Genomic DNA, 23018 nt, shown 5'->3' on the forward strand with positions numbered 1-23018 from the left:
ATCCCCCTCGGGCTAACCCGAGGGGGCCATAATGGCGCGCGACCAGTCATCCCCGTCCGATATAGGGCATATTGGTCGCCATCACCGTCATGAACTGCACATTGGCCGATAGCGGCAGCCCGGCCATATAGAGCAGGGCATCCACCACGTGCCGCACGTCAAAGGTGGGTTCCGGCATCATCGTGCCATTGGCTTGCAACGAGCCACTGCTCATATTGCTGGTCATATCCGTCGCCGCATTGCCGATGTCGATCTGCCCGCACGCAATGTCAAAGGCTCGCCCATCAAGCGAGATGGCCTTGGTCAAGCCGGTGATGGCATGCTTGGTCGCCGTATAGGAAGCCGCGCCCGGGCGGGGCACATAGGCGGAAATCGAACCGTTGTTGATGATGCGGCCGCCCCGCGGGCTCTGGTCGCGCATGGCCCGGAACGCTTCGCGCGCGACGTAAAATGCGCCGTTGAGATTGGTGTCGACCATTTCCTTCCAGGTGGCGACGTCGAGATCGCCAAAGGAAACCGCCGGCGCAAACCGCCCCGCATTGTTGAACACCACGTCGATCCGGCCATACGTCTCCCGTGCGCCATCAAAGAACGTCGCTACGGCCGCCGGATCGGTCACGTCGCATGGGGCCCAATAGCCGCCCGTCTCGCCCGCGACTGTCTGCAGCGCTACTTCTCGCCGACCGCAAATGGCCACGTCGTAGCCAGCCTTGGCAAATCCGATGGCTGCCGCTTTCCCGATTCCTGAACTGCCGCCGGTGACAACAGCTACTTTTCTGTCCGTGCCCATATTCGCTCCAAATACGGCGGACGAAACGCACCCGCCCGATTGTCACCCGATTTGTCCCACATTCGCGGCCCAAAGTCGCTGCATGCGTGACGGTGCCAAAACCGCTGAATTCCCAGCAACGCCAGCGCTAACGCCCTCAAATCGCCGACTCTTTAACCTCTCGTTTAGCCCGGTTAACAAGGCGTTTCCGGCTGTGTGCTGAATCTGCAACATCCGATCCGCAACCAGATGGCACTTCCCCAAAATGGGCTTTTGCGAGATTGCGTCCTTATTCGGCATGCGTAGAGTGGGTCTTGCGAATCCATGCATGGGATCGTTTGTCGGTCGCAGCGCGACGGCAACACACTGCACCACGAATAGTGTGGTCGCGTTACGACAAACCGCCGGGCAACCGGCAAAAATATGACTGACTTTGGAGGTCAACTAATGAAACTCAAGAGCCTTATCCTCGGTTCTGTCGCCGCAGCTGGTCTCTCGACCGCTGGCTTTGCAGCTGATCTGGGTGTTCTCACCTCGCTGGACGTTTGCGACGAGCTGGGCCTGTCGGGCCTGACCATTTCGTCCGACACCAACTGCCTGCAGATCTCGGGCGAAGTGAAGTACGACTTCTCGTTCGGCAACTTCAACGAGTCGCGGAACGTCGTTTCGACCTCGTACCTGGGCAACGTCAACGTTGACGCGCCGAGCAACGTTGCTGGTTCGAACAACGACTGGGAATCGCGCGTTCAGTCTTGGCTGAAGTTCGTCGGCACCGCTGGTAGCGACTTCGGTCCTGCTTCTGCCGTGATCAAGATCAAGCACGACGACCGCGTTCGCGTTCGCAACGGCGGTTCGGGCCTCGGCGGCGTTCCCGCAGGCGTTGAGCAGCGTGAATCCGGCAATGCCATCGTTCTGGACGAAGCCTATGTTCAGGTTGGTGACACCACCGTCCTGACCGCTGGTAAGCGCGGTTCGATCTTCAACAAGGGCGACGACGAGCCGTTCAACTTCACCGGCCTGTTCATTTCGCAGCGCGCTGACGCTGGCGTTGTTGCCGACGAAAACGCTGACACCTTCGCTCCGAAGCGTGGCGGTCACGTCATCCAGCTCTGGTCGAACATTGGTGAAGGCCTGATCGCCAAGATCGGTCTCGAAAATCTGAATTCGGCTGGTGCAACCACCGATGCGAACCCCTTCATCGCCGGCGCTGCCGTTCCGGTGACTGGTGCTCAGAAGGCCGGTACCCTGGTCGGTGTTCTCGACTACGCAGGTTCGGGCATCACCGCCCACATCAGCGGCGCCGTTGGCGGCCTGCTCGATGGCGTGTCGACCAATGGCGACACCTACCTCGTCCACTCGGGCGTGACTGCAACCTTCGACCAGTTCAAGGTTCGTGGCGCTCTGGCCATCGGTGGCGGTTATGATGCGGCTCTCGCTGCAAACTATTCGTACTGGAACGGCCTGGTTTCGGGCGAAGCCAAGTTCGATATGTTCAAGATCGCGATCTCGGGTGAAGCTGCTGGCGGCACCCAGTCGAACGGCACTGCCCTCGATACCGACTACGGCTTCGGCGCATCGGTTGGTGCAACCGTTGCTGAAGGCATCGACCTGAACCTCGGCGGCCGCTACTTCAACGACGGCACTGCTGGCGTTGGCGACAGCTACCAGGTTGCAGTTCAGCTCGTTGCTGCTCTGACCGAGTCGATCAAGCTCACCGGCGAAGTTGGTGTCTACGGCAACGCTGCCGACGATGCTGCTGTTGTTCTGGTTGGCGCTCGCGCTGCTCAGTCCGACTTCTACGGCAAGGCCGAACTCGCTTGGACCCCAGTTGGCGGCGGTTTCTCGTCGGCAGTTGGCGCAACCGTTCAGCAGAACGGCGCTTACAAGGTGACCTTCAAGGCATCGAAGTCCTTCCAGTAATCCTCGGATTACTTGGGACTACGGAAAGGCCCGGCTTTATGCCGGGCCTTTCTGCATTTGGGGGCTTGAGCGTGGCTCGCGGTGACATCCGGGCCCCAGTGCAAGTGGGTTGTTGCGGCCGGGCTGCCCCGATTCTTGCGCATGATCGCGGGTGGCGTGGCGCTGCTCTGGTCACTGTAATTTATTGACGTGCCAGCAATGACTTAGGGCTGGCATTTTCGTTTCCATGCGGACGTAAATGCTCTAGCGTGACCGCAAATGCGGACATCTACTGGAACGGGAATGATCACGGACCTCATCAAGCGGGTCGCGCCGGGGCTTGTCAGTGCCCTGAGCGGGACGGCCCTGTGCGTGGCTATGGCATCGAATGCCTGTGCTATCGACCTCTCGACGCAAGTTGCTCTCCAGGTCGCACAGGCGCAGACGGGCGGCAGCATCGTTACCCTCGATGCGCCTCGTATCTCCGACTATTGGATGAGTGCGACCCGGCAAGCCAGCGGTGTAGTGGTTTTCGACGGCTATGCGCCTGACGAAGCCACGCGATCCGCCCTCGGTGAGACGTCTGGTGCCGATATCACTTGGCTCAAGCTGGGCAGTGGTGCGCCCGCTCGCTATCAGTCCGGCGTGGAGTTCGGGCTGTCCGCGCTGGATTTGATGGGCGAGGGACGTATCGCCCTCCGTGCCAATATTCTGACGATGGTCGGCACCGCGCGTTCGAGCGAGGACTACCTGGCGCTTCTCGCGATTATCGCCGGAGGCGCGCCGCAAGGCCTGGTGCTGGCCCAAGCCGAAGTTCGTGCGCCGCGTGCAGAGACATACACCTGGTCTGCCAGCAAGGATCCGTCCGGCAAGATCGTTTTATCGGGTTTTGTGCCGAGCGTCGCCGAGGAAGGTCAACTGCTCGCTGCCGCTGGGCAATCAGCAACTGAAACAATGACTTACGCTTCCGGTGAGCCGAACAATTTCGTCGGGTCAGCCACGCTTGGCCTTTCGTTCTTGCAACGACTGAGGGAAGGGCGAGTCGAGTTCGACGGGCGGGGTTGGATCCTCACCGGCTCGCCGCTGTCGCCTTCCGATAAGGTGGTCATCGAAGCCGACTTTGTCTCGAGGAACCTCGCGGCTTCAGGTTGGTCCATGGCTGTGGCAGAACCTCAGGCCTCGCCCCCAGCTACTGTTGCGGAAGCCACTCCTGTCGTCGCGGCCGCTCCAGCTGAGCTGGTCACCGCTGCGCCCGCCGACATTCCCGTCGATCCGAATTATGCCTTCGCCGCCAGCCGTACTGAGGGCGGTCCGATCATGCTGAGTGGACAGGTTCCTGCGGATGAGGTCCTGCGCAAGCTCGGGGAAGTCGGCGGCGGAGACACCGCTGCGGTCAGCATTGCCGATGGCGCGCCGACCAACTTCCTGGCAGATGCCGAGGCCGGTCTGCAGGCTTTGGAGCAGCTCGCCGAGGGGCGATTGAGCCTGTCACAGGGGCGCTGGACCCTGACTGGCGTAGCGCCCGACGCCGTAACCCGCGACGCGACGCTCGCAACTCTGACGGCGGCGACCACGCCGGCAAACTGGACCACCGAGATCGAGTTGCCACCCGAAATTGCTCCGGTCGCCACGGCGGCGGCGCCTTCGGCCGGCGCAATTGCGGATATCAAGGCCTGTGCTGCGCCCGTTGCCGAGTTTTCGGCGCGCAATGCCATCCTGTTCAAGTCCGGCGCCGCCGTCATCGCCGATGAGTCGAAGTCCGCCCTTGATGAACTGGCTGCCGATCTGGCGCTTTGTCCCGACGCAGTCGTGCATATCGAGGGCCACACGGATTCCGATGGCGATGAATCCCTGAACCTGGCGCTGTCGGTCGCCCGCGCGGAAGCCGTCGTATCGGCACTGGTTGCGCGTGATGTCACAGCATCGCGCCTCTATGCGGTTGGCTATGGCGAAGCTAAGCCCGTGGCCGATAACGCAACGGCGCAGGGCAAACAGCTCAATCGGCGCATCGTCGTAACGGTGCAGGCCGAGCATTACTAGGAATACGGGGCAGGGCGGTTCAGGCCGCCTTGCCCAGGAGATTCCTGCTGGTCCCGATAACAAATTCGGCGACGGCCTCGATTTCCTCGCGCTGATCGAAGAGCGCGGGTGAGCCTTGCCCGGCAATCGTCAATGCCGTGGCGTCGGGCCGGCGGCGCACCATTTCGTCGAAGGTCTCGCGGCGCAGCTGATCGGTCAGTTGCGTTCGCAAAAGCATCAGTGGCGCACAGGTCAGCGCATCAAACAGCGGCCATTGTGGCATCAGAACGTCGTCGTAGTTGATACTGGCCAGCGCCTCGATCAGGCGGCGGTCGTAGAGCGGTTGCGCGCGCCCGCTCTTGTCGATCCGGTGGCTGCGCCCCATCAGTGCGTCGAGTTGATCGTCGGGCAGGCCGGGATAGTCTCCGCCAAGAATGCGTCGAAAGCCTGCTGTCACCTGCTTTGCGCCGCGCAGGTTTTCCACATGCGCCAGATTATTGCGCAGCCGGACGATGCCGCGCGAGTCCGTCACCGGCCCGGAATCGAGCAAGACGGTCCCGGCAATCCGCAGTGGGTGGCGCGCCGCTAGCGCCATGGCCACCTGTCCGCCATGCCCCTGGCCCAGTACGATGGTCCTGCCGATGCCGAGCGCTGTTATCACCGATGCCACGTCGCGCGCATCGTGCAACGAGCTGTAATCCTCGGTGCGCAACCGGTCATCGGCGCGGCCCCGACCGGGCAGGTCGATCAGAACCACCGGCCATTCGCCACCGCCCATCCGCCGGAAATAGGCAGTGAATTCGGCGAAATCGCTCATATTGCGCTGATAACCAGCAAGGCACACCACCGGCAGACGCTTGCTGGATAGAGTGCCCGATACATGCACGGCCGCGCGCACGCCTGCCGATAGCGCCACATGGCTGATCGGCAGGGTCGCAAAGGCCGGGTGCTCGGAGGGTATGGTTCTGGCGCGGGGCATCGTGGCAACTCTCGTTGCCACTACTTTGGGGCAGCTGGCCGCCCGTCTCAAGCGCTATTGCTGGTGGATTGTCCGCAGCGCCTGTTGCAGCGTCAGCGGGCTGTCGCCCAGCCGCGCCCGATAGACCAGGTAATTGCCGAGCACGCGCTTCACATAGGTGCGGGTTTCCGGGAAGGGGATCAGCTCGACCCAGATCACCGGATCCACATTTTCCGCGCGCGGATCGCCATAGGCCTTGATCCATTTGTCGGCATTGCCCGGGCCGGCATTGTAGGCGGCCGCCGCCAGCACCAGTGATCCGTCATAGCGGTTGAGCTGGGTGCCGAGATAGGTTGAGCCGAGCAGGGCGTTGTAGGCCGGGTCGCTCACCAGCCGGGCGGGAGAGTAGTCGACTCCCACTTTGCGTGCCACGTCCTGCGCCGTGCCGGGCATCAGCTGCATCACCCCACGCGCCCCCGCCGACGAAACCGCGTCCACCTGGAACATCGATTCCTGTCGCGCCACCGCGTAAACGGCGGCCCGGCTGGTCGCCAGCTGCGCATCGGCGGGCAGTACGTCATTGGGGAAGCTGAATGGGTCGAGCGGCGTTCCGCGCTGCTCGGCCGTGCCCGCGATGGAAATCGCCAAATGATGCGCGCCGATCTCCTCGGCCAGCCGGGCGGCCAGCGCCAACTCGCCCCCTGTCTTGAGCCCGTTGGCGAAATTGCGCAGCAGTGGCACGGCCTTGGCCGATTGGCCGTTGGCATCGAGCAGCCTGACCGCCCGCACGATTTGATGGCGGTCGAACAGGGCCTCGCTCTGCGTCCACGCTGGTAACGGACGTATGCCAACGCCCACTTCGCCCAGTTCCGCCTGGGCCAACTGGCCATAATAAACGGTGCCGTATTGGGCCGCTTTCTCGAATGCCGCCCGTGCGGCGTCGATGTCGCCCAGGGCGATATTGGCCCGCGCCAGCCAGTAATTGGCCTGCGTTATGGTGTCGGGCAGGGTGGCATGCGCCGTCATGGCGGTGAAATGCGTCTTGGCGGCCGCCGCGTCGTCGAGGAACGACAGGGCGATCCACCCGGCGTGGAATTGCGCTTCCACCATCCGCCCCTCGGGGCCATTTTTGTAGCCAGCGGCTACCGCATAGGCGAGCTTGGGCTCGCCGGCGTCGAGCAACTTGCGCAGCAGCGCGCGGCGCTCATACCACCACTGGTCGGCATTCGGCAGGGTGTCCGGCGCCTTGGCGAGCCAGTCGACGGCACTCTGCCACAGCTCGAATTGCCGCGCCCGTTGCACCCGCGAGAAGATGAAAACCGGATTGCTCTGCATTGAGCGGTCGACGCTGTCGAGCCGCTTTTTGGCGTCGGCATCGTTGCGCGACACGGCCGCCCGGGCGACAACCAGCGAGGCTTGCTCCTCGGAGAGATACGGGAGCAGCCGCTCGCTGCCACGCGCGCGGTCGTTCATCATCAGGTTGACGGCGCGCGCCCAATGAGCGTCGCGATCCAGCAGCGCCCCAAGCTTTTCGCTAATCCGCGCTTCCTGGGTTTCCGTCAGAAAATTGTTGATCCACAGGCTCTTGGCCATGTTCGCCGCTTCGGCGGTTTTTCCCAGCGCCTGATAGGCTTCCGCCAGCATGATCTGGCCATCGATCGTGCTGGGCGACGCGCCAAGTGCCGCGACGACTGCCGCGGGCGCCGCATCGGTCTTGACGAGCGATTGCTCGATCCGCGTGGCGAAGACGCTCGCCGAAGCGAAGTCGGGCGCGTCGGTCGCGAAGCTCTCGATGGCCGAATAGTCGATCTGCCCGGCGCTGAAATAGATGATCGTCCATTCCAGCGTGCGCCGTTCGAGCTCGTCGCTAAGCGCGCCGGCCCGGGCATAGGCGGCCACCGGGTCGCCATCGATCAGTGTTGCCAGCGCCGCGCGGAATTCAGCCGAGCCCTTGGTATCGGCCACCTCGACGCGCTCAGCCGGGCGTATCGCGCCGGTGGTTACGCTGTCGATCGTATCATTGGTCGTCGCATTGGAGATTGGGGTAACACTTGCCAGTCCCAAAACCGCGACGATGAATCCTGCCCGCAAGCGATAGGTCATCTGCTGTCCTGCTGGTACGCACGATCCCGACAGGGTGCCCCCATCCTGCGGTTAACTCACCGTTAGCCCTGGTGGGTAAACATCAGGTTGCTGTCGGCGAAAGTGGTGGGCCTAACTCGACAATCCTGTCGGGTAACGCCAACGAAAACGTTGTCCCGACCGCCAAGTGAACGTATGGTGCGCCACTCAAATCAGGCCATCCATTGGCCAACCCCTACCAACAGGCCACGGCTGAACTGTGGCGCCTAGCTAAGGACATCTCGACAATGCTGCGAGGATCGATAACGGCACTCATCACTCCCATGCGCGATGGGGCCGTGGATGAGAAAGCCTTCGCAAGCTTTGTCGACTGGCAGATTTCCGAGGGAACGCACGGCGTTGTGCCGGTCGGTACCACCGGCGAAAGCCCCACTGTCAGCCACGAAGAACACCGCCGCGTCGTTGAGATCGCCATCGAAGTCGCCAACAAGCGCGTTCCGGTGATCGCCGGCGCAGGCTCCAATTCGACCGCCGAAGCCGTCTCGCTGGCCAAGTTCGCCGAAGAAACCGGCGCCGATGCCGTGCTCTCGGTCGTGCCCTATTACAACAAGCCCAACCAGGAAGGGCTGTTCCAGCACTTCTCGGCTGTGGCTAGCGCCATCGGCATTCCGGTCATTCTCTATAGCGTGCCGAGCCGTACCATGGTCGACCTCACGGTCGATACCATTGCCCGCCTGCGCGACGCTCATCCCAATATCATCGGCGTCAAGGATGCTACCGGCAACCTCGAGCGTGCCAGCATGCAGCGCAACAAGCTGGGCAAGGATTTCATCCTGCTCTCGGGCGATGACAGCACCGCGCTGGGCTTCAACGCCCACGGCGGCCATGGCTGCATTTCGGTCACCGCCAACGTTGCGCCGCGCCTCTGCTCGCAGATGCAGGAACTCTCGCTCGCCGGTGATTTCGTCGGTGCGCGCGAGATCAACGACAAGCTGGTTTACCTGCACAAGGACCTCTTCATGGAGCCCAACCCGGCCCCGGTGAAGTATGTAGCCAACCGGCTTAACCTCTGCACCAACGAGATGCGCCTGCCGCTCGTGCCGATCAGCAAGCCGACGCAGGACGCGATGGACTTTGCAATATCCCACGCAGGTCTTATCTAGACCCTATGACGTCCAAGAACGACAAATCGAAGAACGGTGTGATCAGCCACGGTCTCGTGGCTGAGAATCGCCGTGCGCGTTACGATTACGAGATCGGCGATACCCTGGAAGCCGGTCTCGTGCTGACCGGCACCGAGGTCAAGTCGTTGCGTCTGGGCAAGGCACAGATCACCGAATCCTACGCCTCGCCCGAAAAGGGCGAGCTGTGGCTCATTAATGCCCATATCCCTGAATACCTGCAGGCCAACCGCTTCAACCACGAAGAGCGCCGCCCGCGCAAACTGCTGGTCTCGCGCAAGCAGCTGGCCAAGCTGGATCAGGAAGTGGCCCGCGCCGGCAACACAATCGTGCCGCTGAAGCTGTTCTTCAACGACCAGGGCCGCGCCAAGGTGCTGATCGGCATCGGCAAGGGCAAGAAGAACTACGACAAGCGCGAAACCGAGCGCAACCGCGACTGGAACCGCGACAAATCCCGAATCATGAAGGAAGGCGGGCGAGGGTAGTGCGCTGGCGCCACGACCTCATCCCCTTCCAGTAGCCCTCATGGTGGGGTGCCATACCTTACAAGCCTCGAACCACGAGGGCGTGCCCCAGCCTACGACTCGACAGTCGGTGGCACCGGTGGCAGAGGCGGACGTGTGCTCGGGGGTCTGCCAACCGTCTTGGCGAGATCAGCCACATCGATGAAGAAGTCCGCCTGGCGGCGCAGTTCGTCAGAGATCATCGGCGTGGGCGTCGTCAGCGTCGAGACCACCGTCACGCGCTTGCCCTTGCGCTGCAGGGCCATGACCAGGGCGGTAAAGTCGCCATCGCCCGAAAACAGCACCAGGTGATCGTAAAACGGGGCCAGTTCGAGGGCATCGACAGTCAGCTCGATGTCCATATTGCCCTTCACCTTGCGACGGCCGGCCGCATCGGTGAATTCCTTGGCCGGCTTGGTGATCACCGTAAAGCCGTTGTAATCGAGCCAGTCGATCAGCGGGCGGATGGATGAATATTCCTGATCCTCGACCAGCGCGGTGTAGTAATTGGCGCGCAGAAGGTAGGCCTTGGCGTTGAACTCCGCCAGCAAACGGCGGTAGTCGATGTCGATGCCTATTGCCTTCGATGTCGCGTATAGATTGGCGCCATCGATAAACAGGACGATCTTTTCACGCGGATCTATGGGCATATCGACCCTCCCAGCTGCGGCATTGGCCGCACGAAGCACTTTGCCAAACGCGCGCGGCTGGAGTCTGCTTAAATTCCGCCGAGAACTTAAATGCAGCAGCGTATTCGCATGTTTTTTTGCGTTGTTCAAGACGGCTGAATCGGGTTCAATCCAGCAACGAAATCCATGTTGGCTGCGGCAAGGCAAAACTTGTGCCGGGCCGAGCAGTCGTGTATGGGAAGCGTTCATTCCATAAGTTTTGGAGACGTTCGTGGCCCGCGTCACCGTTGAAGATTGCATCGAAAAGATCGAAAACCGCTTCGATCTCGTTCTCATGGCTGCGCACCGTGCGCGCATGATTTCGTCGGGCGCCCAGATCACCGTCCCCCGCGACAACGACAAGAATCCCGTTGTTGCGCTGCGTGAAATTGGCGATGGCGCCATTTCGCCGGAAGATCTGCGCGAGGATTTGATCCACTCGCTGCAGAAGTATGTCGAAGTCGACGAGCCCGAGAGCCATGCCGCTCCGCTGATCGAAAGCGCCGGTGGCGATGATTCGATCAATTTCGACACCATCAGCGAAGAAGAGCTGCTGCGTGGCATCGAGAGCCTGGCGCCGCCGGAGCGCCGCGACGACTAATCTGTCGCTGCACTAGAATTCAGCACCCTCGGCGCAAGCCGAGGGTGTTTTCGTTTGGGGCGTCGCCCTGCGTTCGAGCGAGAACTTCCCACCTAAGTGCAACTCAGATAACCAACCGCGGCGCTTCCCATTTTCCTTCAAAGCGCTAATCTCGTTTTCCCAAGCGAGCGACTAACCCCATGATGCGTCAGTATGAGCTTGTCGAACGCGTTCAGGCATACAACCCGAACGTCGACGAGCAGTTGTTGAACAAGGCCTATGTGTACGCCATGCAGAAGCATGGCTCGCAGAAGCGCGCCTCCGGCGACCCCTATTTCAATCACCCTCTCGAAGTGGCGGCCATTCTCACCGAGCTCCGGCTTGATGATGCCTCCATCGCCGTCGGCCTGCTGCACGACACGATCGAGGATACCGATGCCACTCGCGCCGAAATCGATCAGCTGTTTGGCGCTGAAATCGGCGCCATCGTCGATGGCCTCACCAAGATCGAGCGCCTCAATCTGGTGTCGCGCGAAGAGGCTCAGGCCGAGAACCTGCGCAAGCTGTTGCTGGCCATCAGCCAGGACGTACGCGTGCTGCTGGTCAAGCTGGCCGATCGCCTGCACAACATGCGCACCCTGCAATATATGCCGCCCGAAAAGCGGACCCGTATCGCGCAGGAGACCATGGATATCTATGCCCCGCTCGCCGGGCGCATGGGTATGCAGGACATGCGCAACGAGCTGGAAGACATCTCGTTCAAGATTCTTCAGCCCGATCATTATGCAGCGATCACCGCCCGCCTCGATGAGATGCAGGCGGAGTATCGCGAAACCATCTCCACCATTTCGACAGAACTCAGCGAGCGTCTTGCCATTGAAGGCATCACCGCCCGGGTCAAGGCGCGGGTGAAGTCGCCGTTCTCGATCTTCAACAAGATCGAGCGCAAGTCGATCGCGCTGGAACAGCTGTCCGACATGATCGGCTTCCGCGTTATCGTCGGCTCGATTGCCGAGTGCTATCGCACTGTCGGGGTGGTCCACACCCAGTGGAAGGTCGTGCCCGGCCGCTTCAAGGACTATATCTCTGTCCCCAAGCACAACGACTACCAGTCCATCCACACCACGATTGTCGGCCCCGGCCGCCAGCGCGCAGAATTGCAGATCCGCACCGAAGAAATGGACCGGATTGCCGAATTCGGCATTGCCGCGCATGCCCTCTACAAGGATGGCGCCTCGGCCGACCTTGGCCGCATTGAAAATGAATCGCAGGCCTATGGGTCCTTGCGCTCGACCATTGCCCACCTCACGGCCGGCAATTCGACCGAGGATTTCCTTGAATACACCAAGCTGGAGCTCTTCCAGGACCAGGTGTTCTGCTTCACCCCGCGCGGCCGCCTTATCGCCCTGCCGCGGGGCGCGACGCCCATCGATTTCGCCTATGCCCTGCACACCGATATCGGCGACACCACCGTCGGCGCCAAGATCAACGGCTCGATCCTGCCGCTGGTGACCCAGCTGCGCAGCGGCGACGAAGTCGAGATCATTCGCGACCAGAACCACTCCCCGCCAATGAACTGGCTGGGCATTGCCGCCACCGGCAAGGCCCGCGCCGCCATTCGCCGCGCCGTGCGCCATGCCGCCACCCAGCGCGCACAGGGCTTGGGCGAGCACGTGCTCAACATGCTGCTCGAGCGCGAAGGCGTCATGCTCGATGACAGCGAGGCCAAGGCTCTCGCTGAAGCCCTCGGCTTCACCAACAAGCGCGACCTGCTGATTTCGGTGGGGGAGGGCAAGGTTGGCTCCGAGCCCCTGGCTGCCGAACTCGCCACCCTCAAGGGTCTGCGCAAGCGCCGCCGAAAACTCGATCTGCCGGTAGCCAATACGGCCGATGGCTGGTTCGCCCTGCGCGCCACCGATCTCTTCCGCTTCCGCGTGCCCGGCGGCCAGCGCTCCGGTCCCAATGCCAAGGCCGCCCTGGCGCAGCTCGATTTCCACATGCCGGTCTCGGTTTCGAGCGAAGGCGTGGTCCCCGGCGATCGTCTCGTCGGCATCCTGCAGCCTGATGCGCCCATCCAGGTCTATCCGATCCATTCGGATGCCCTGATCGACAAGCACGACAGCGACGTGGCCTGGGTCGACGTGCGCTGGAACCTGTCCCCCGGCGATGACAGGCTCTATTCCACGGTCATAACCATGGAGTCCGTGAACAAGCCCGGCTCACTGGCGCAAATCTCATCGGCCATCGCGGCTTGCGACGCCAACATCAACAATTTGGTGATGCGGATGATTTCGCCCGACTTTCACCAGATGATCTTCGAAATTGAAGTGCGCGACCTTGCGCAACTCACCGATGTTCTGGCAACGCTCAAGCGTAGCCCCGGCCTCTCCGCGGTCCAGCGTGCTGGCATTCGCGAAGCATCCATGATTTCGACGCTGGAGTGGGACGGCAAGGTAGATAAGAGGTTTGTTGATGACGAAAGATGATGTTCTGGCCATTTTCCGCGAATGCGGTGCCATGCTTGAAGGCCACTTCATCCTGTCTTCCGGCCTGCGCTCGCCGGTCTTCCTGCAGAAGGCCAAGGTGTTTCAGTATGCCGCCCAGACCGAAAAACTCTGCAAGGCCCTCGCCGAAAAGATCCACGCCGAAGGCTTTGGTGGGGTGACCAAGGTCGTTTCGCCTGCCATCGGCGGCATCATTCCCGGCTACGAAACCGCCCGCCAGCTTGGCCTGCCTGCGCTCTATACCGAGCGCGTCGATGGCAAGTTCGAACTGCGCCGCGGCTTTGAAATCGCGCCGGACGACAAGGTCATCGTCGTCGAAGACATCGTCTCGACCGGCCTGTCGATCCGCGAATGCGTTGAATCCCTGCGCGCTATTGGCGCCAACGTGGTTGCTGCTGCCTGCCTCATCGACCGCTCTGGCGGCGAAGCCGATGTCGGCGTGCCGCTGGTCAGCCTCATCGAATACAAGGTGCCCGCCTACCCAGCCGATCAGCTGCCGCCCGAACTGGCCGCCATCCCGGCCGTCAAGCCGGGCAGCCGCGGAATTCAGGGCGTCAAATGATCATCGGTCTCGGCTCCGACCTTTGCCAGATCGGTCGGGTCGAAAAGACCCTTGAGCGCTATGGCGATCGCTTCGTCATGCGGTGCTTCACCGAAATCGAGCGCCGCAAGTCCGACCGCCGGGCGCAGCGCGCCGCGTCCTACGCCAAGCGCTTTGCTGCCAAGGAGGCCTGTTCCAAGGCCCTGGGCACCGGGCTCAGCCATGGCGTCTACTGGCGGGATATGGGCGTGGTGAACCTGCCATCGGGCAAGCCGACCATGCATTTGACCAATGGTGCTGCCAAAGCGCTGGCGCGCCTTGTGCCGCCGGGCCACGTGCCCCACATCCACCTGACCATCACCGACGATGCCGGGCTCGCCCAGGCCTTCGTCATCATCGAGGCGCTTCCACAGCCTGAACCCGAAAAGTTGTAGACCTTTCGGGATAGGTCGCCGGCCAACTAAGTTGACCCGGCACAGACAAACGCCTAACCCTGCGACACCGCATTTCCGGGGAATTTCATGAGCCAGCGCGTCGACAAGCCCATCAAGAAGTCTGCGACCAACGAGTGGGTAGAGACCATCGTCGTCGTGGTCGAAGCTCTGCTGATCGCGATCGTGCTGCGCTCGTTCCTCTATCAGCCATTTTCGATCCCCACTGCATCCATGCAGCAGACCCTGATGATCGGCGACTACTTCGTCGCCAACAAGTTCGTCTGGGGTTACGGCAAGCACTCCTTCTCGCTGGGCCGCTACGGCAATTTCACCGCGCTCGATTTCGAGCTGCCGATCAACAATCGCATCTTCGGCCGCGATCCGAACCGCGGCGACATCGCCGTGTTCCGTCCGGTTCCGCAGGATATCGAATACATCAAGCGCATCGTCGGCCTGCCGGGCGATACCATCCAGGTCAAGGAAGGCCGCCTCTACATTAATGGCGCCATGATCGAACGCGAGGAAATCGGCAAGGCGCAGGATACCGACAGCGAAGGCCAGACCCGCGAAGTCACCGTTTATCGCGAGACCTTCCCTGAGGGCACGACCCATATCATTCAGGAAATCGTCGATAACGGTCCGCTCGACAACACCGCCGAATATGTCGTTCCCGCCGGCCACTACTTCATGATGGGTGACAACCGCGACCGCTCCGCCGATAGCCGCGTGCTGAGCCAGGTTGGCTACGTGCCTGCCGTCAATCTCATCGCCAAGGCCGAGTTCCGCTTCTTCTCGATCAAGGACAATCTTCCGCCCTGGCAGCTGTGGCAGTGGCCGGCCAATGTCCGTTGGGACCGCATGTTCCAGTCCGTCGATCACCAGCCGCAATGAGTCGTGGCGTCCGCAATCATGACAAGCTGCAGTTTCGGCTAGGCTACCGCTTTGCCGATCCGGAACTGCTGAACCGGGCGCTGACCCATTCCAGCGCCGTTTCGCCGGCCAAGCGCATCGAGCGCTCCTACCAGCGGCTGGAATTCCTTGGCGACCGTGTGCTTGGCCTCGTCGTGGCCGACATGCTCTACCGCCGCTATCCCAAGGCCAACGAGGGCGAACTCAGCCGCACGCTGAATACGCTGGTCCGCAAGGAAACCTGTGCGATAATAGCCCGCACGCTCGACCTTGGGTCCGAACTCAATCTGGGTGACAGTGAAGCCCGCACCGGCGGCGCTGAAAAGGAAGCCATCCTGGGCGACGTGACCGAAGCGGTCATCGGGGCCATCTATTGCGACGGCGGCATGGGCAAGGCCTATGAATTCGTCGAGCGCATGTTCGAAGAGTTTCTCGCCGATGGCCAGGCCAACAAGGCCGACGCCAAGACGACGCTGCAGGAATGGGCGCAGGCCCGCGGGCTGGAACCGCCTACCTACAGTCAAACCGACAGGCGCGGTCCCGACCACGCCCCCGAATTCACCATTTCCGTCAGTCTGGGTGACTACGAACCGCTGAGCGCCACCGGTCCTTCCAAGAAGATCGCCGAACACAAGGCCGCCGAACTGTTCCTCATCGCCCAGAAGGTTTGGAAGGAAGCAAAATGAATATGCCCATCGAACCGACTGATACGTCCTGCGGCTTCATCGCGCTGGTCGGCGCCCCCAATGCCGGCAAGTCGACGCTGCTCAATTCCCTTGTCGGCACTAAGGTGTCGATCGTCACCCACAAGGCGCAGACCACCCGCAGCCAGGTGCGCGGCGTGCTGACGCTCGACAAGGCCCAACTGGTCTTCATCGACACACCCGGCATTTTCGCGCCCAAGCGCCGGCTCGACCGCGCCATGGTCGATAGCGCCTGGGGCGGGGCAGGGGATGCCGATCTCGTCGCCTTCATCGTCGATGCCGAGCGCGGTATCACGTCGGAGTTGGAAGCCCTGATCGAGGGCCTCGCCAATATTACCCATCCCAAGGTGCTGATCCTCAACAAGATCGATGCCATCAAGAACGAAGCCCTGCTTGAGCTGTCCCAGACGCTCAACGAGAAGCTGCGCTTTGAGGCCACCTTCATGATTTCGGCGCTCAAGGGTTACGGCGTCAAAGACTTCATCGATTGGTGCGTCAAGCACGTGCCGCCCGGTCCCTGGCACTTCCCCGAGGATCACCTCACCGATCTCACCATGGCCATCACCGCCGCCGAGATCACGCGCGAGAAGCTGTTCCTGCGCGTCCACGACGAGATCCCTTACAATTCCACGGTCGAAACCGAGTCCTTCAAGATCCAGAAGGATGGCTCCTACAAGATCGACCAGGTCATCTACCTCTCCCGCGAGAGCCACAAGAAGATCGTGCTCGGCGCCGGCGGCCAGACCATCAAGGCCATTGGCGCGGAATCGCGCAAGGAACTGATGGCCATGTACGAAGTGCCGATCCATCTCTTCCTGTTCGTCAAGGTCCGCGAAAAGTGGGGCGACGACCCCGAGCGCTACCGCGAAATGGGTCTCGAATACCCGCACGGGAAAAGCTGACGACGGCGTGACCTCGGCCGCGCCGGGCATTGGTGAGCTTGTCGAAACACGAGGGTATGGCACAGGGTTCTGACCCATGGAATGGACCGGCGAAGGCCTGCTGATTGGTGTGCGCCGCCACGGCGAGAGCAGCGTCATCGCCGAGGTGATGGTTGTCGGCCGTGGCCGCAATCTCGGCCTCGTGCGCGGCGGTCGCTCCCCCAAGCTGGGGGCGGTTCTTCAGCCCGGTAACACCATCCAGCTCACCTGGCGCGCCCGCCTTGAAGACCACCTCGGCACCTTCACGGTCGAACTGCTGCAGGCACGTGCCGCCGAGCTCATCAATGACCGCACCCGGCTCTACCTCAGCCAGACCGTCTGTGATCATCTGCGCCTGCTGCCCGAGCGCGATGCCAATGATCGCATGCTGGGCATGGCCCTGCACCTTATCGATGGCGCCCCGGACGGCGCCGACCTGGCCCGCTTCGAACTCGCTCTGCTTGAGGACCTCGGCTATGGGCTCGATCTCTCCTGCTGCGCCGTCACCGGCCAGACCACCGGCTTGACGCATGTCTCGCCCAAATCGGGCCGCGCCGTCTGCCGCGAGGCCGCCCAACCCTATCTCGACCGCCTTCTGCCGCTGCCCAGCTTCCTCACCGGCCGCGGCAATGCCGGCCCCCACGACATCGCCGATGCCCTGCATCTCTCCGGCCACTTCCTACAAGCCCACCTCTGGGGCCCCAGGCAGCAGGAACCCTCCCCAACCCGCGACCTGCTGATCACCATGCTCAGCAAGGAAGACTGAAGACGTCTTGCACCTGATGGGAGGGCGGGGACGTGGTGCCCCAAAGCCCACCGGGTCATCCCGGCGCAGGCCGGGATCCATGTCCGTGGCCCTCCGCCTCCGGGTTGGCACCCCGCCACTTATCCCCCTTATCCCCGCCACTCAAACCGCGCGCATACTCCGCCCACCAACTCACACTACCAGCGGGGTCGCGCGGACCGGCTTGTGGGAAGGCTGATGGGAGCGGGGAAGTTCGCAGCCCTGTGGGACCGCGGAAGGTTGGGCCATGCCCCGCCAGATAGTCCGCCCTCCAGAAATCCCATCGCATGCGGCGAGGCTTTGTCTCGCTTACTAAACAAACTCATGAGGCAGGTTTCGCCGCATGCAACGCTGTCCATCCCGGTAACTGCCGACACCATTGTCAGGCGGCGTCTTTTCGCGCCATAACCCGTGCAAAACCGCGTGTTTCAGCCCCAATTTTGGGGACAACCGGTCCTGCCCGCTATACTGCTTTCCTGATTCGTTCCCCTGGAAGAACTGCCGATGTCCGACTCCGAAACCCTGCCTCCTGCCGACGACCAGCGCGTCGTCGACCTCAAGCAGGCCCTCGAAGAGCGGTATCTCAGCTACGCACTGTCCACGATCACTCAGCGCGCGCTCCCCGATGCGCGCGACGGCCTCAAACCCGTGCATCGCCGCATCATCCATGCCATGCGCCTGCTCAAGCTCGATCCGGGCCAGGGCTACAAGAAGTCGGCGCGTATCGTCGGCGACGTGATCGGTAAGTTCCACCCGCATGGCGACCAGTCGATCTATGACGCGCTGGTGCGCCTCGCGCAGGATTTTGCGTTGCGCTATCCGCTGGTCGACGGGCAGGGCAACTTCGGCAACATCGACGGCGATGGCGCCGCGGCCATGCGATACACCGAAAGCCGCATGACCGACGTGGCGACGCGTCTGCTCGAAGGCATCACCGAGAACGCCATCGACTTCAAGCCGACCTATGACGGCGAAGACGAAGAGCCGGTGGTGCTCCCGTCGAACTTCCCGAACCTGCTCGCCAACGGCTCCACCGGCATCGCCGTGGGCATGGCCACGTCCATTCCCTCACACAACGTGAGCGAACTCTGCGACGCGGCCTTGCATCTTATCAATGTAAATCCAGAGGCTTCCGCCCAGGAGCTGACTCAGTTCGTCAGGGGCCCCGACTTCCCAACCGGCGGCATTCTGGTTGAATCCGAGTCCTCGATCGCCCATTCTTACGCCACCGGTCGCGGCTCATTCCGGCTGCGCGCCAAGTGGGAAGTCGAGGAATCCGCCCGCGGCGTCTACCTGATCATCGTCACCGAGATTCCCTACGGCATCCAGAAGTCGCGTCTGGTCGAAAAGATCGCCGAACTTCTGCTGGCCAAGCGCCTGCCGCTACTGAAGGACGTGCGCGACGAAAGCTCGGACCACATCCGCCTCGTGCTCGAGCCGCGCGCCCGCACTGTCGATCCAGTGATCCTGATGGAGCAGCTGTTCAAGCTCTCCGATCTGGAAACCCGCTTTCCGCTCAATCTCAACGTGCTCGACAAGGGCGCCGTGCCTAAGGTCATGAGCCTCGCGCAGGTGCTCAAGGCCTGGCTTGAGCACCGTAAGGAAGTGCTGGTTCGCCGCTCGACCCACCGCCTCGATCAGATTGCGCATCGCCTTGAGGTCCTGGCCGGCTACATCATCGCTTATCTCAATCTCGATGAGGTCATCCGCATCATCCGCGAAGAGGATGATGCCAAAGCCTCCCTGATGAGCACCTTTGAGCTCAGCGACGTGCAGGCCGAAGCCATCCTTAACATGCGCCTGCGTTCTCTGCGCAAACTTGAAGAAATCGAGCTGCGCAAGGAGCACGCGGGTCTCACCGAAGAGCAGGGGCATCTTCAGGCACTGCTGGCCTCTGACAAGCGCCAGTGGGGCGCCATCAGCAAGGAAGTCGAGGCCATCAAGAAGGCCTATCCGCTGACCAATCCCGATGGCACGCCGCACGCTTTGGGCGCGCGCCGCACAGTGCTAGGCACCGCGCCCAATGCCGATCTGGCCGAAATCACTGAAGCCCTGATCGAGCGCGAGCCGATCACCATCATACTGTCCGAAAAGGGCTGGATTCGTGCGCCGCGCGGTCACGCTGTCGAGGCCAATGACGAAAAGGGCTTCAAGGCGGGCGACCGCCTCAAGCTGACCCTCAAATGCGAGACCACGGACAAGCTGCTGATGCTCACCACCGGTGGCAAGGTCTACACCCTCGCCGGCGACAAGCTGCCCGGCGGTCGTGGGCAGGGCGAGCCGGTCCGCATCATGGTCGACATGGAAGAGGGCCAGGATATCGTCGATATCTTCGTCTACCGCCCGGGTCAGAAGCGCATCGTCGCGTCGACGGCAGGTTACGGTTTCGTGGTCAACGAAGACGACATGGTCGCCAATACCCGCAAGGGCAAGCAGATCCTCAACGTCACCAGCCCCGACGAAGCGGCGCTTCTCGTGCCGGTGGCGGGCGACCGGGTGGCCGTCATTGGCCAGAACCGCAAGATGCTGGTCTTCCCGCTGAGCCAGCTCGCCGAGATGGGCCGTGGCAAGGGCGTGCGCCTGCAGCGTTACAAGGATGGCGGTATTTCCGACCTCAAGACCTTCTACGCCGCCGACGGCCTCACCTGGACCGACAGTTCCGGCCGCACCTTCACCAAGCCGATGGAAGAGCTGACCGACTGGAACGGCGATCGTGCTAGCGCCGGCCGTCAGCCGCCCAACGGCTTCCCGCGCAACAACAAGTTCGTCGGATGATCAGGCACTGCGTTTTTGTGAAGTTTCGAGCCGATGTCAGTGCCGACGAACGCGCTGGCATCTACGCTGGACTCAATGCGCTTGTGGGCCAGATCGATGGCCTGCTGTCGGCTGATTTTGGCCCCAACGTATCGCCCGAGGGCCGCTCGCTCGGCTTCAATGATGCTTCATCATGGATCTCGCCGACGAGGCCGCGCTCACGGGGTATCTGGTCCACCCGGCTCACCGTGCAGCCGGTGCCCGCCTGGTGGCTGCGCTCGAAGGCGGACGAGATGGTGGCATTCTGGTGTTTGACCTCAAGGTCAAATCCTAGCGCTCATTCCACCGAGAACGTGGCGACGACCGGTAGATGATCGCTGGCCGTCGCCCGGCCGGCATGCACATCGTGCACCACCACGCCGCGTGTGATAATGTGGTCGAGCGGCAGGAACGGCACAGTGGCGCGCCATTCCCCGAAATAGAACCAGGTCTTGGGGAAGGTCAGCAGGTTCATTGTCTGCCGGACCAGCCCGCTGTCGGCCACGAATTGCCGCAGCGCATAGGACCAGGGCGTCGAGTTGAAATCCCCGCCCAGCACCAGCGGCCCCTCGATCTTGTCCACGGTCCGTGAAAGCTCGCTAAGCTGGTCGCGTTGACGCTGCACCGGAAGGGGCCAATCCATGTGGGTGGTCATTACGGTGAAGGGCTTGCCGGTGGCGGTTTCGAATTGGGCGAGGATATGGGCAGTGCGTGTGGTGGTATAGGCGTCGCTCGGGCAGGCGCCGTCCTCGATCTGCGTGAAGGGTAGCCGCGAGTAGAGGCCCAGATTGGCCCGCTTGCCGCCGCGGCAGCGGACGAAATTGGGGTAGCGGGCAATCAGCAGCGGATGCAGCTCGCTGGCCTGTTCGCCGAAATACTCCTGCAGGACGATGATGTCGGGATCGTCGGCAAAAATCGCCGCCGTCACCTTGTCCATCTCGTAGTTCCGGCCAAACAGGTTGTGCGTCATCAGCTTGATGGTGCCGCTTTCCGGAGCCGGCGGGCGGGCGCTGATCCCGCCGAGATATTCCGGCAGCATCACATTGGCCGATGCCGCAAGGCCCACCAGCATCACGATCACAGCCATGCTGCGCCAGACGCCCCTCAGGGCCACCGCTACGACGATCAGCCCGATGGCCGTGCCCGCCAGCAGGAAGATCTGCGCATGGTTCAGCAGGTCGAATTCGGGAATCGCAAAGCCGAAAAGCGCCAGAATCGACAGCAGGGCTACGCCCAGCGAACCCAGCACAAAGCCAAGCCGGATCAGCATCTTGATGGCAGCCATGAAACGTCCGGCGGAAAGGGGAAGGGGCAGGTGACGGCGCGGACACTATCCGCGTGGCCATCGCGGCTGCAACGGAAATGTCCCTTGCTCACGCCAATGCTATTTGAGTGGGCACCAGCCCAGCGGGCCCATCTGCACTTCCAGCGGACGGAATTGCGCCTTGTAGGCCATCTTGGGCGAACCTTTGACCCAATAGCCCAGATAGACATAGTCCAGCCCTGCGGAGCGCACCTGCGAGATATGGTCGAGGATCAGGTAGGTCCCCAGGCTCCGGTCGGCCATGTCCGGATCGTAGAACGAATAAACCATCGAAAGCCCGTCGGGCATCACGTCGGTCAGCGCTACCGCCACCAGGCGGTTTTCCGGGTCGCCGCGCAGCCGGTATTCCACCAACACCGACTGAACCGGCGTGTCCTCGACCATGTATTCATAGTCGATAAAGCTCATCTGGTTCATGCCGCCATCGGCGTGGCGACGCTCCAGGTAGCGTTTGAACAGGTCATATTGTTCATGGGTTGCCCGGGTCGGGCAGACTTCGACGCTCAGGTCGTCGTTGCGATGCAGCACGCGGCGGAAGCGGCGGCTGGACTCGAATTCGTTGGCGACGATCCGTACCGACTGGCAGGCGCTGCACCCCTCGCAGGCCGGGCGGTAGATCAGGTTCTGGCTGCGCCGGAACCCGTTCTCGCTCAGCAGATGATGCAGGCTCGCCGCCCGTCGACCCGTCAGATGGGTAAACAGCTTCCTCTCCTGCTTGCCTGGCAGGTAGGGACACGGCATGGCCGCGGTCAAAAAGAGTTGGGTGGTTTCAGGCGTCTGGTCGGTCATCGAATGCCCATTGGGTGCATTCAGGCCAATCTACTCCCCCTGTGCACCCCGGGCAACGGTTCAGTATGCCTGCCGGGCCTGCGAGGCGCGCCAGTGGCGTTCCATCGGCGAGCGACGCACCATCAGGGTGCCCACGATAAGGTCGTGCACCATCTGGCGGCGCGGCGTGAACAGCGCGAAGAGCAGCGAAATCGGCCAGGAAATCCAGGTGGTCATCCAGAACAGGACGGCGTGGATCACCGCCATCCAGCCATCGAGCGGTTGGCCACGGGTTGGGGTCAGCACGATGTCCATGGCCTGCATGCCAAGCGTGGCGCGCTTCGACGAGCCCAGCGTGGACCCGTAATAGACGACGATGGTCGCCGGAATGACGAAGATCAGGGCAAGCCAGGCCAGCCCGAAGGTCAGAAAGCCCGCAATCAGCCCCACCAGAGCGAACGCGACAATCATCGCGCCCATGATCAGCGTGTCGATAAAAAAGGCGATGACGCGGCGCGTCAGCACCCCCTCGAACAGTTCGGGGGCGGTACTCGGATCGGGCAGGGTGGTGCTGGTCTGGTTCATGAGCACAAGATTGTTACGGGCGCGGTGCGACGCAAGTACCCGGTCACAAAAATGTGCCCGCGTATGGCTGGGTCTTGGAACACGGCATCCAAA

Annotated in this window: 21 protein-coding genes and 1 pseudogene; 15 read left to right on the forward strand and 7 right to left on the reverse strand. The window is 62.2% G+C overall.

What is annotated here, in order from left to right:
* Positions 1-46: 46 nt before the first annotated feature.
* Positions 47-790 carry an SDR family oxidoreductase gene (locus tag ACZ5WT_RS13270; RefSeq protein ID WP_464284261.1) on the reverse strand — a complete coding sequence of 248 codons (744 nt, stop codon included), beginning with the start codon at positions 788-790 and terminating at the stop codon, positions 47-49.
* Between the two features lie 426 nt (positions 791-1216).
* Here ACZ5WT_RS13270 and ACZ5WT_RS13275 point away from each other — a divergent pair, with 426 nt between their 5' ends.
* Positions 1217-2689 carry a hypothetical protein gene (locus ACZ5WT_RS13275; RefSeq protein WP_464284262.1) on the forward strand — a complete coding sequence of 491 codons (1473 nt, stop codon included), beginning with the start codon at positions 1217-1219 and terminating at the stop codon, positions 2687-2689.
* A 282-nt stretch (positions 2690-2971) separates the two neighbouring features.
* Positions 2972-4708 (forward strand): OmpA family protein, encoded by a 1737-nt coding sequence (locus ACZ5WT_RS13280; protein WP_464284263.1) that lies wholly within the window; start codon positions 2972-2974, stop codon positions 4706-4708.
* Between the two features lie 19 nt (positions 4709-4727).
* On the opposite strand, the gene ACZ5WT_RS13285 is transcribed toward ACZ5WT_RS13280, so the two are convergent.
* A complete protein-coding gene (locus ACZ5WT_RS13285; RefSeq protein WP_464284264.1) occupies positions 4728-5666 on the reverse strand; it encodes an alpha/beta hydrolase in 939 nt (312 codons plus the stop codon).
* A 54-nt stretch (positions 5667-5720) separates the two neighbouring features.
* Complete coding sequence (locus tag ACZ5WT_RS13290) at positions 5721-7748, reverse strand: lytic transglycosylase domain-containing protein (protein WP_464284265.1); 2028 nt, start codon at positions 7746-7748, stop codon at positions 5721-5723.
* Positions 7749-8014: 266 nt separating this feature from the next.
* Here ACZ5WT_RS13290 and dapA point away from each other — a divergent pair, with 266 nt between their 5' ends.
* On the forward strand, positions 8015-8890 hold the full coding sequence (gene dapA / locus ACZ5WT_RS13295; protein WP_464284266.1) for a 4-hydroxy-tetrahydrodipicolinate synthase: 876 nt from the start codon (positions 8015-8017) through the stop codon (positions 8888-8890).
* A 5-nt stretch (positions 8891-8895) separates the two neighbouring features.
* Positions 8896-9393, forward strand: a complete 498-nt coding sequence (smpB, locus tag ACZ5WT_RS13300; RefSeq protein ID WP_464284267.1) for an SsrA-binding protein SmpB — start codon at positions 8896-8898, stop codon at positions 9391-9393.
* 92 nt (positions 9394-9485) lie between these two features.
* Here the strand turns inward: smpB and ACZ5WT_RS13305 are convergent, their stop codons facing one another.
* Entirely contained in the window at positions 9486-10061 is a 576-nt protein-coding gene (locus ACZ5WT_RS13305) for a LabA-like NYN domain-containing protein (protein WP_464284268.1), read from the reverse strand.
* Between the two features lie 250 nt (positions 10062-10311).
* Here ACZ5WT_RS13305 and rpoZ point away from each other — a divergent pair, with 250 nt between their 5' ends.
* The 11 genes and pseudogenes from rpoZ (at position 10312) to ACZ5WT_RS13360 (ending at position 20543) form a co-directional block, all read left to right on the forward strand.
* Positions 10312-10680, forward strand: coding sequence for a DNA-directed RNA polymerase subunit omega (rpoZ, locus tag ACZ5WT_RS13310; protein ID WP_464284269.1), 369 nt, complete (start codon positions 10312-10314; stop codon positions 10678-10680).
* 179 nt (positions 10681-10859) lie between these two features.
* On the forward strand, positions 10860-13145 hold the full coding sequence (locus tag ACZ5WT_RS13315) for a RelA/SpoT family protein (RefSeq protein WP_464284270.1): 2286 nt from the start codon (positions 10860-10862) through the stop codon (positions 13143-13145).
* Positions 13132-13725 carry an orotate phosphoribosyltransferase gene (gene pyrE, locus ACZ5WT_RS13320; protein WP_464284271.1) on the forward strand — a complete coding sequence of 198 codons (594 nt, stop codon included), beginning with the start codon at positions 13132-13134 and terminating at the stop codon, positions 13723-13725. Before ACZ5WT_RS13315 ends, pyrE begins: the two co-directional genes overlap by 14 nt.
* The gene (acpS, locus tag ACZ5WT_RS13325; protein ID WP_464284272.1) at positions 13722-14138 is read left to right on the forward strand and encodes a holo-ACP synthase; all 417 of its coding nucleotides are present in this window, start codon (positions 13722-13724) and stop codon (positions 14136-14138) included. Before pyrE ends, acpS begins: the two co-directional genes overlap by 4 nt.
* An 87-nt stretch (positions 14139-14225) precedes the next feature.
* The gene (gene lepB, locus ACZ5WT_RS13330; RefSeq protein ID WP_464284273.1) at positions 14226-15029 is read left to right on the forward strand and encodes a signal peptidase I; all 804 of its coding nucleotides are present in this window, start codon (positions 14226-14228) and stop codon (positions 15027-15029) included.
* A complete protein-coding gene (gene rnc, locus ACZ5WT_RS13335) occupies positions 15026-15733 on the forward strand; it encodes a ribonuclease III (protein WP_464284274.1) in 708 nt (235 codons plus the stop codon). Before lepB ends, rnc begins: the two co-directional genes overlap by 4 nt.
* A complete protein-coding gene (era, locus tag ACZ5WT_RS13340; protein ID WP_464284275.1) occupies positions 15730-16653 on the forward strand; it encodes a GTPase Era in 924 nt (307 codons plus the stop codon). Before rnc ends, era begins: the two co-directional genes overlap by 4 nt.
* Positions 16654-16729: 76 nt before the next feature.
* Positions 16730-17437 carry a DNA repair protein RecO gene (recO, locus tag ACZ5WT_RS13345; protein WP_464284276.1) on the forward strand — a complete coding sequence of 236 codons (708 nt, stop codon included), beginning with the start codon at positions 16730-16732 and terminating at the stop codon, positions 17435-17437.
* Positions 17438-17959: 522 nt separating this feature from the next.
* Positions 17960-20230, forward strand: coding sequence for a DNA topoisomerase IV subunit A (gene parC / locus ACZ5WT_RS13350; RefSeq protein WP_464284277.1), 2271 nt, complete (start codon positions 17960-17962; stop codon positions 20228-20230).
* Positions 20227-20319: pseudogene (locus ACZ5WT_RS13355) on the forward strand (Dabb family protein); the annotation flags it as partial. The gene parC and the pseudogene ACZ5WT_RS13355, both read left to right, overlap by 4 nt.
* Before the next feature lie 83 nt (positions 20320-20402).
* Positions 20403-20543 (forward strand): antibiotic biosynthesis monooxygenase family protein, encoded by a 141-nt coding sequence (locus tag ACZ5WT_RS13360; protein WP_464287251.1) that lies wholly within the window; start codon positions 20403-20405, stop codon positions 20541-20543.
* Between the two features lie 3 nt (positions 20544-20546).
* Here the strand turns inward: ACZ5WT_RS13360 and ACZ5WT_RS13365 are convergent, their stop codons facing one another.
* The 3 genes from ACZ5WT_RS13365 to ACZ5WT_RS13375 all read right to left on the reverse strand — a co-directional run bounded on the left by ACZ5WT_RS13365 (position 20547) and on the right by ACZ5WT_RS13375 (position 22925).
* Positions 20547-21533 (reverse strand): endonuclease/exonuclease/phosphatase family protein, encoded by a 987-nt coding sequence (locus ACZ5WT_RS13365; RefSeq protein ID WP_464284278.1) that lies wholly within the window; start codon positions 21531-21533, stop codon positions 20547-20549.
* A gap of 99 nt (positions 21534-21632) precedes the next feature.
* Positions 21633-22361, reverse strand: a complete 729-nt coding sequence (locus tag ACZ5WT_RS13370) for an arginyltransferase (protein WP_464284279.1) — start codon at positions 22359-22361, stop codon at positions 21633-21635.
* A 60-nt stretch (positions 22362-22421) separates the two neighbouring features.
* Positions 22422-22925, reverse strand: coding sequence for an RDD family protein (locus ACZ5WT_RS13375; RefSeq protein WP_464284280.1), 504 nt, complete (start codon positions 22923-22925; stop codon positions 22422-22424).
* Between the last annotated feature and the right edge of the window lie 93 nt (positions 22926-23018).

The organism is Devosia sp. T2-14 (genome assembly GCF_055397495.1).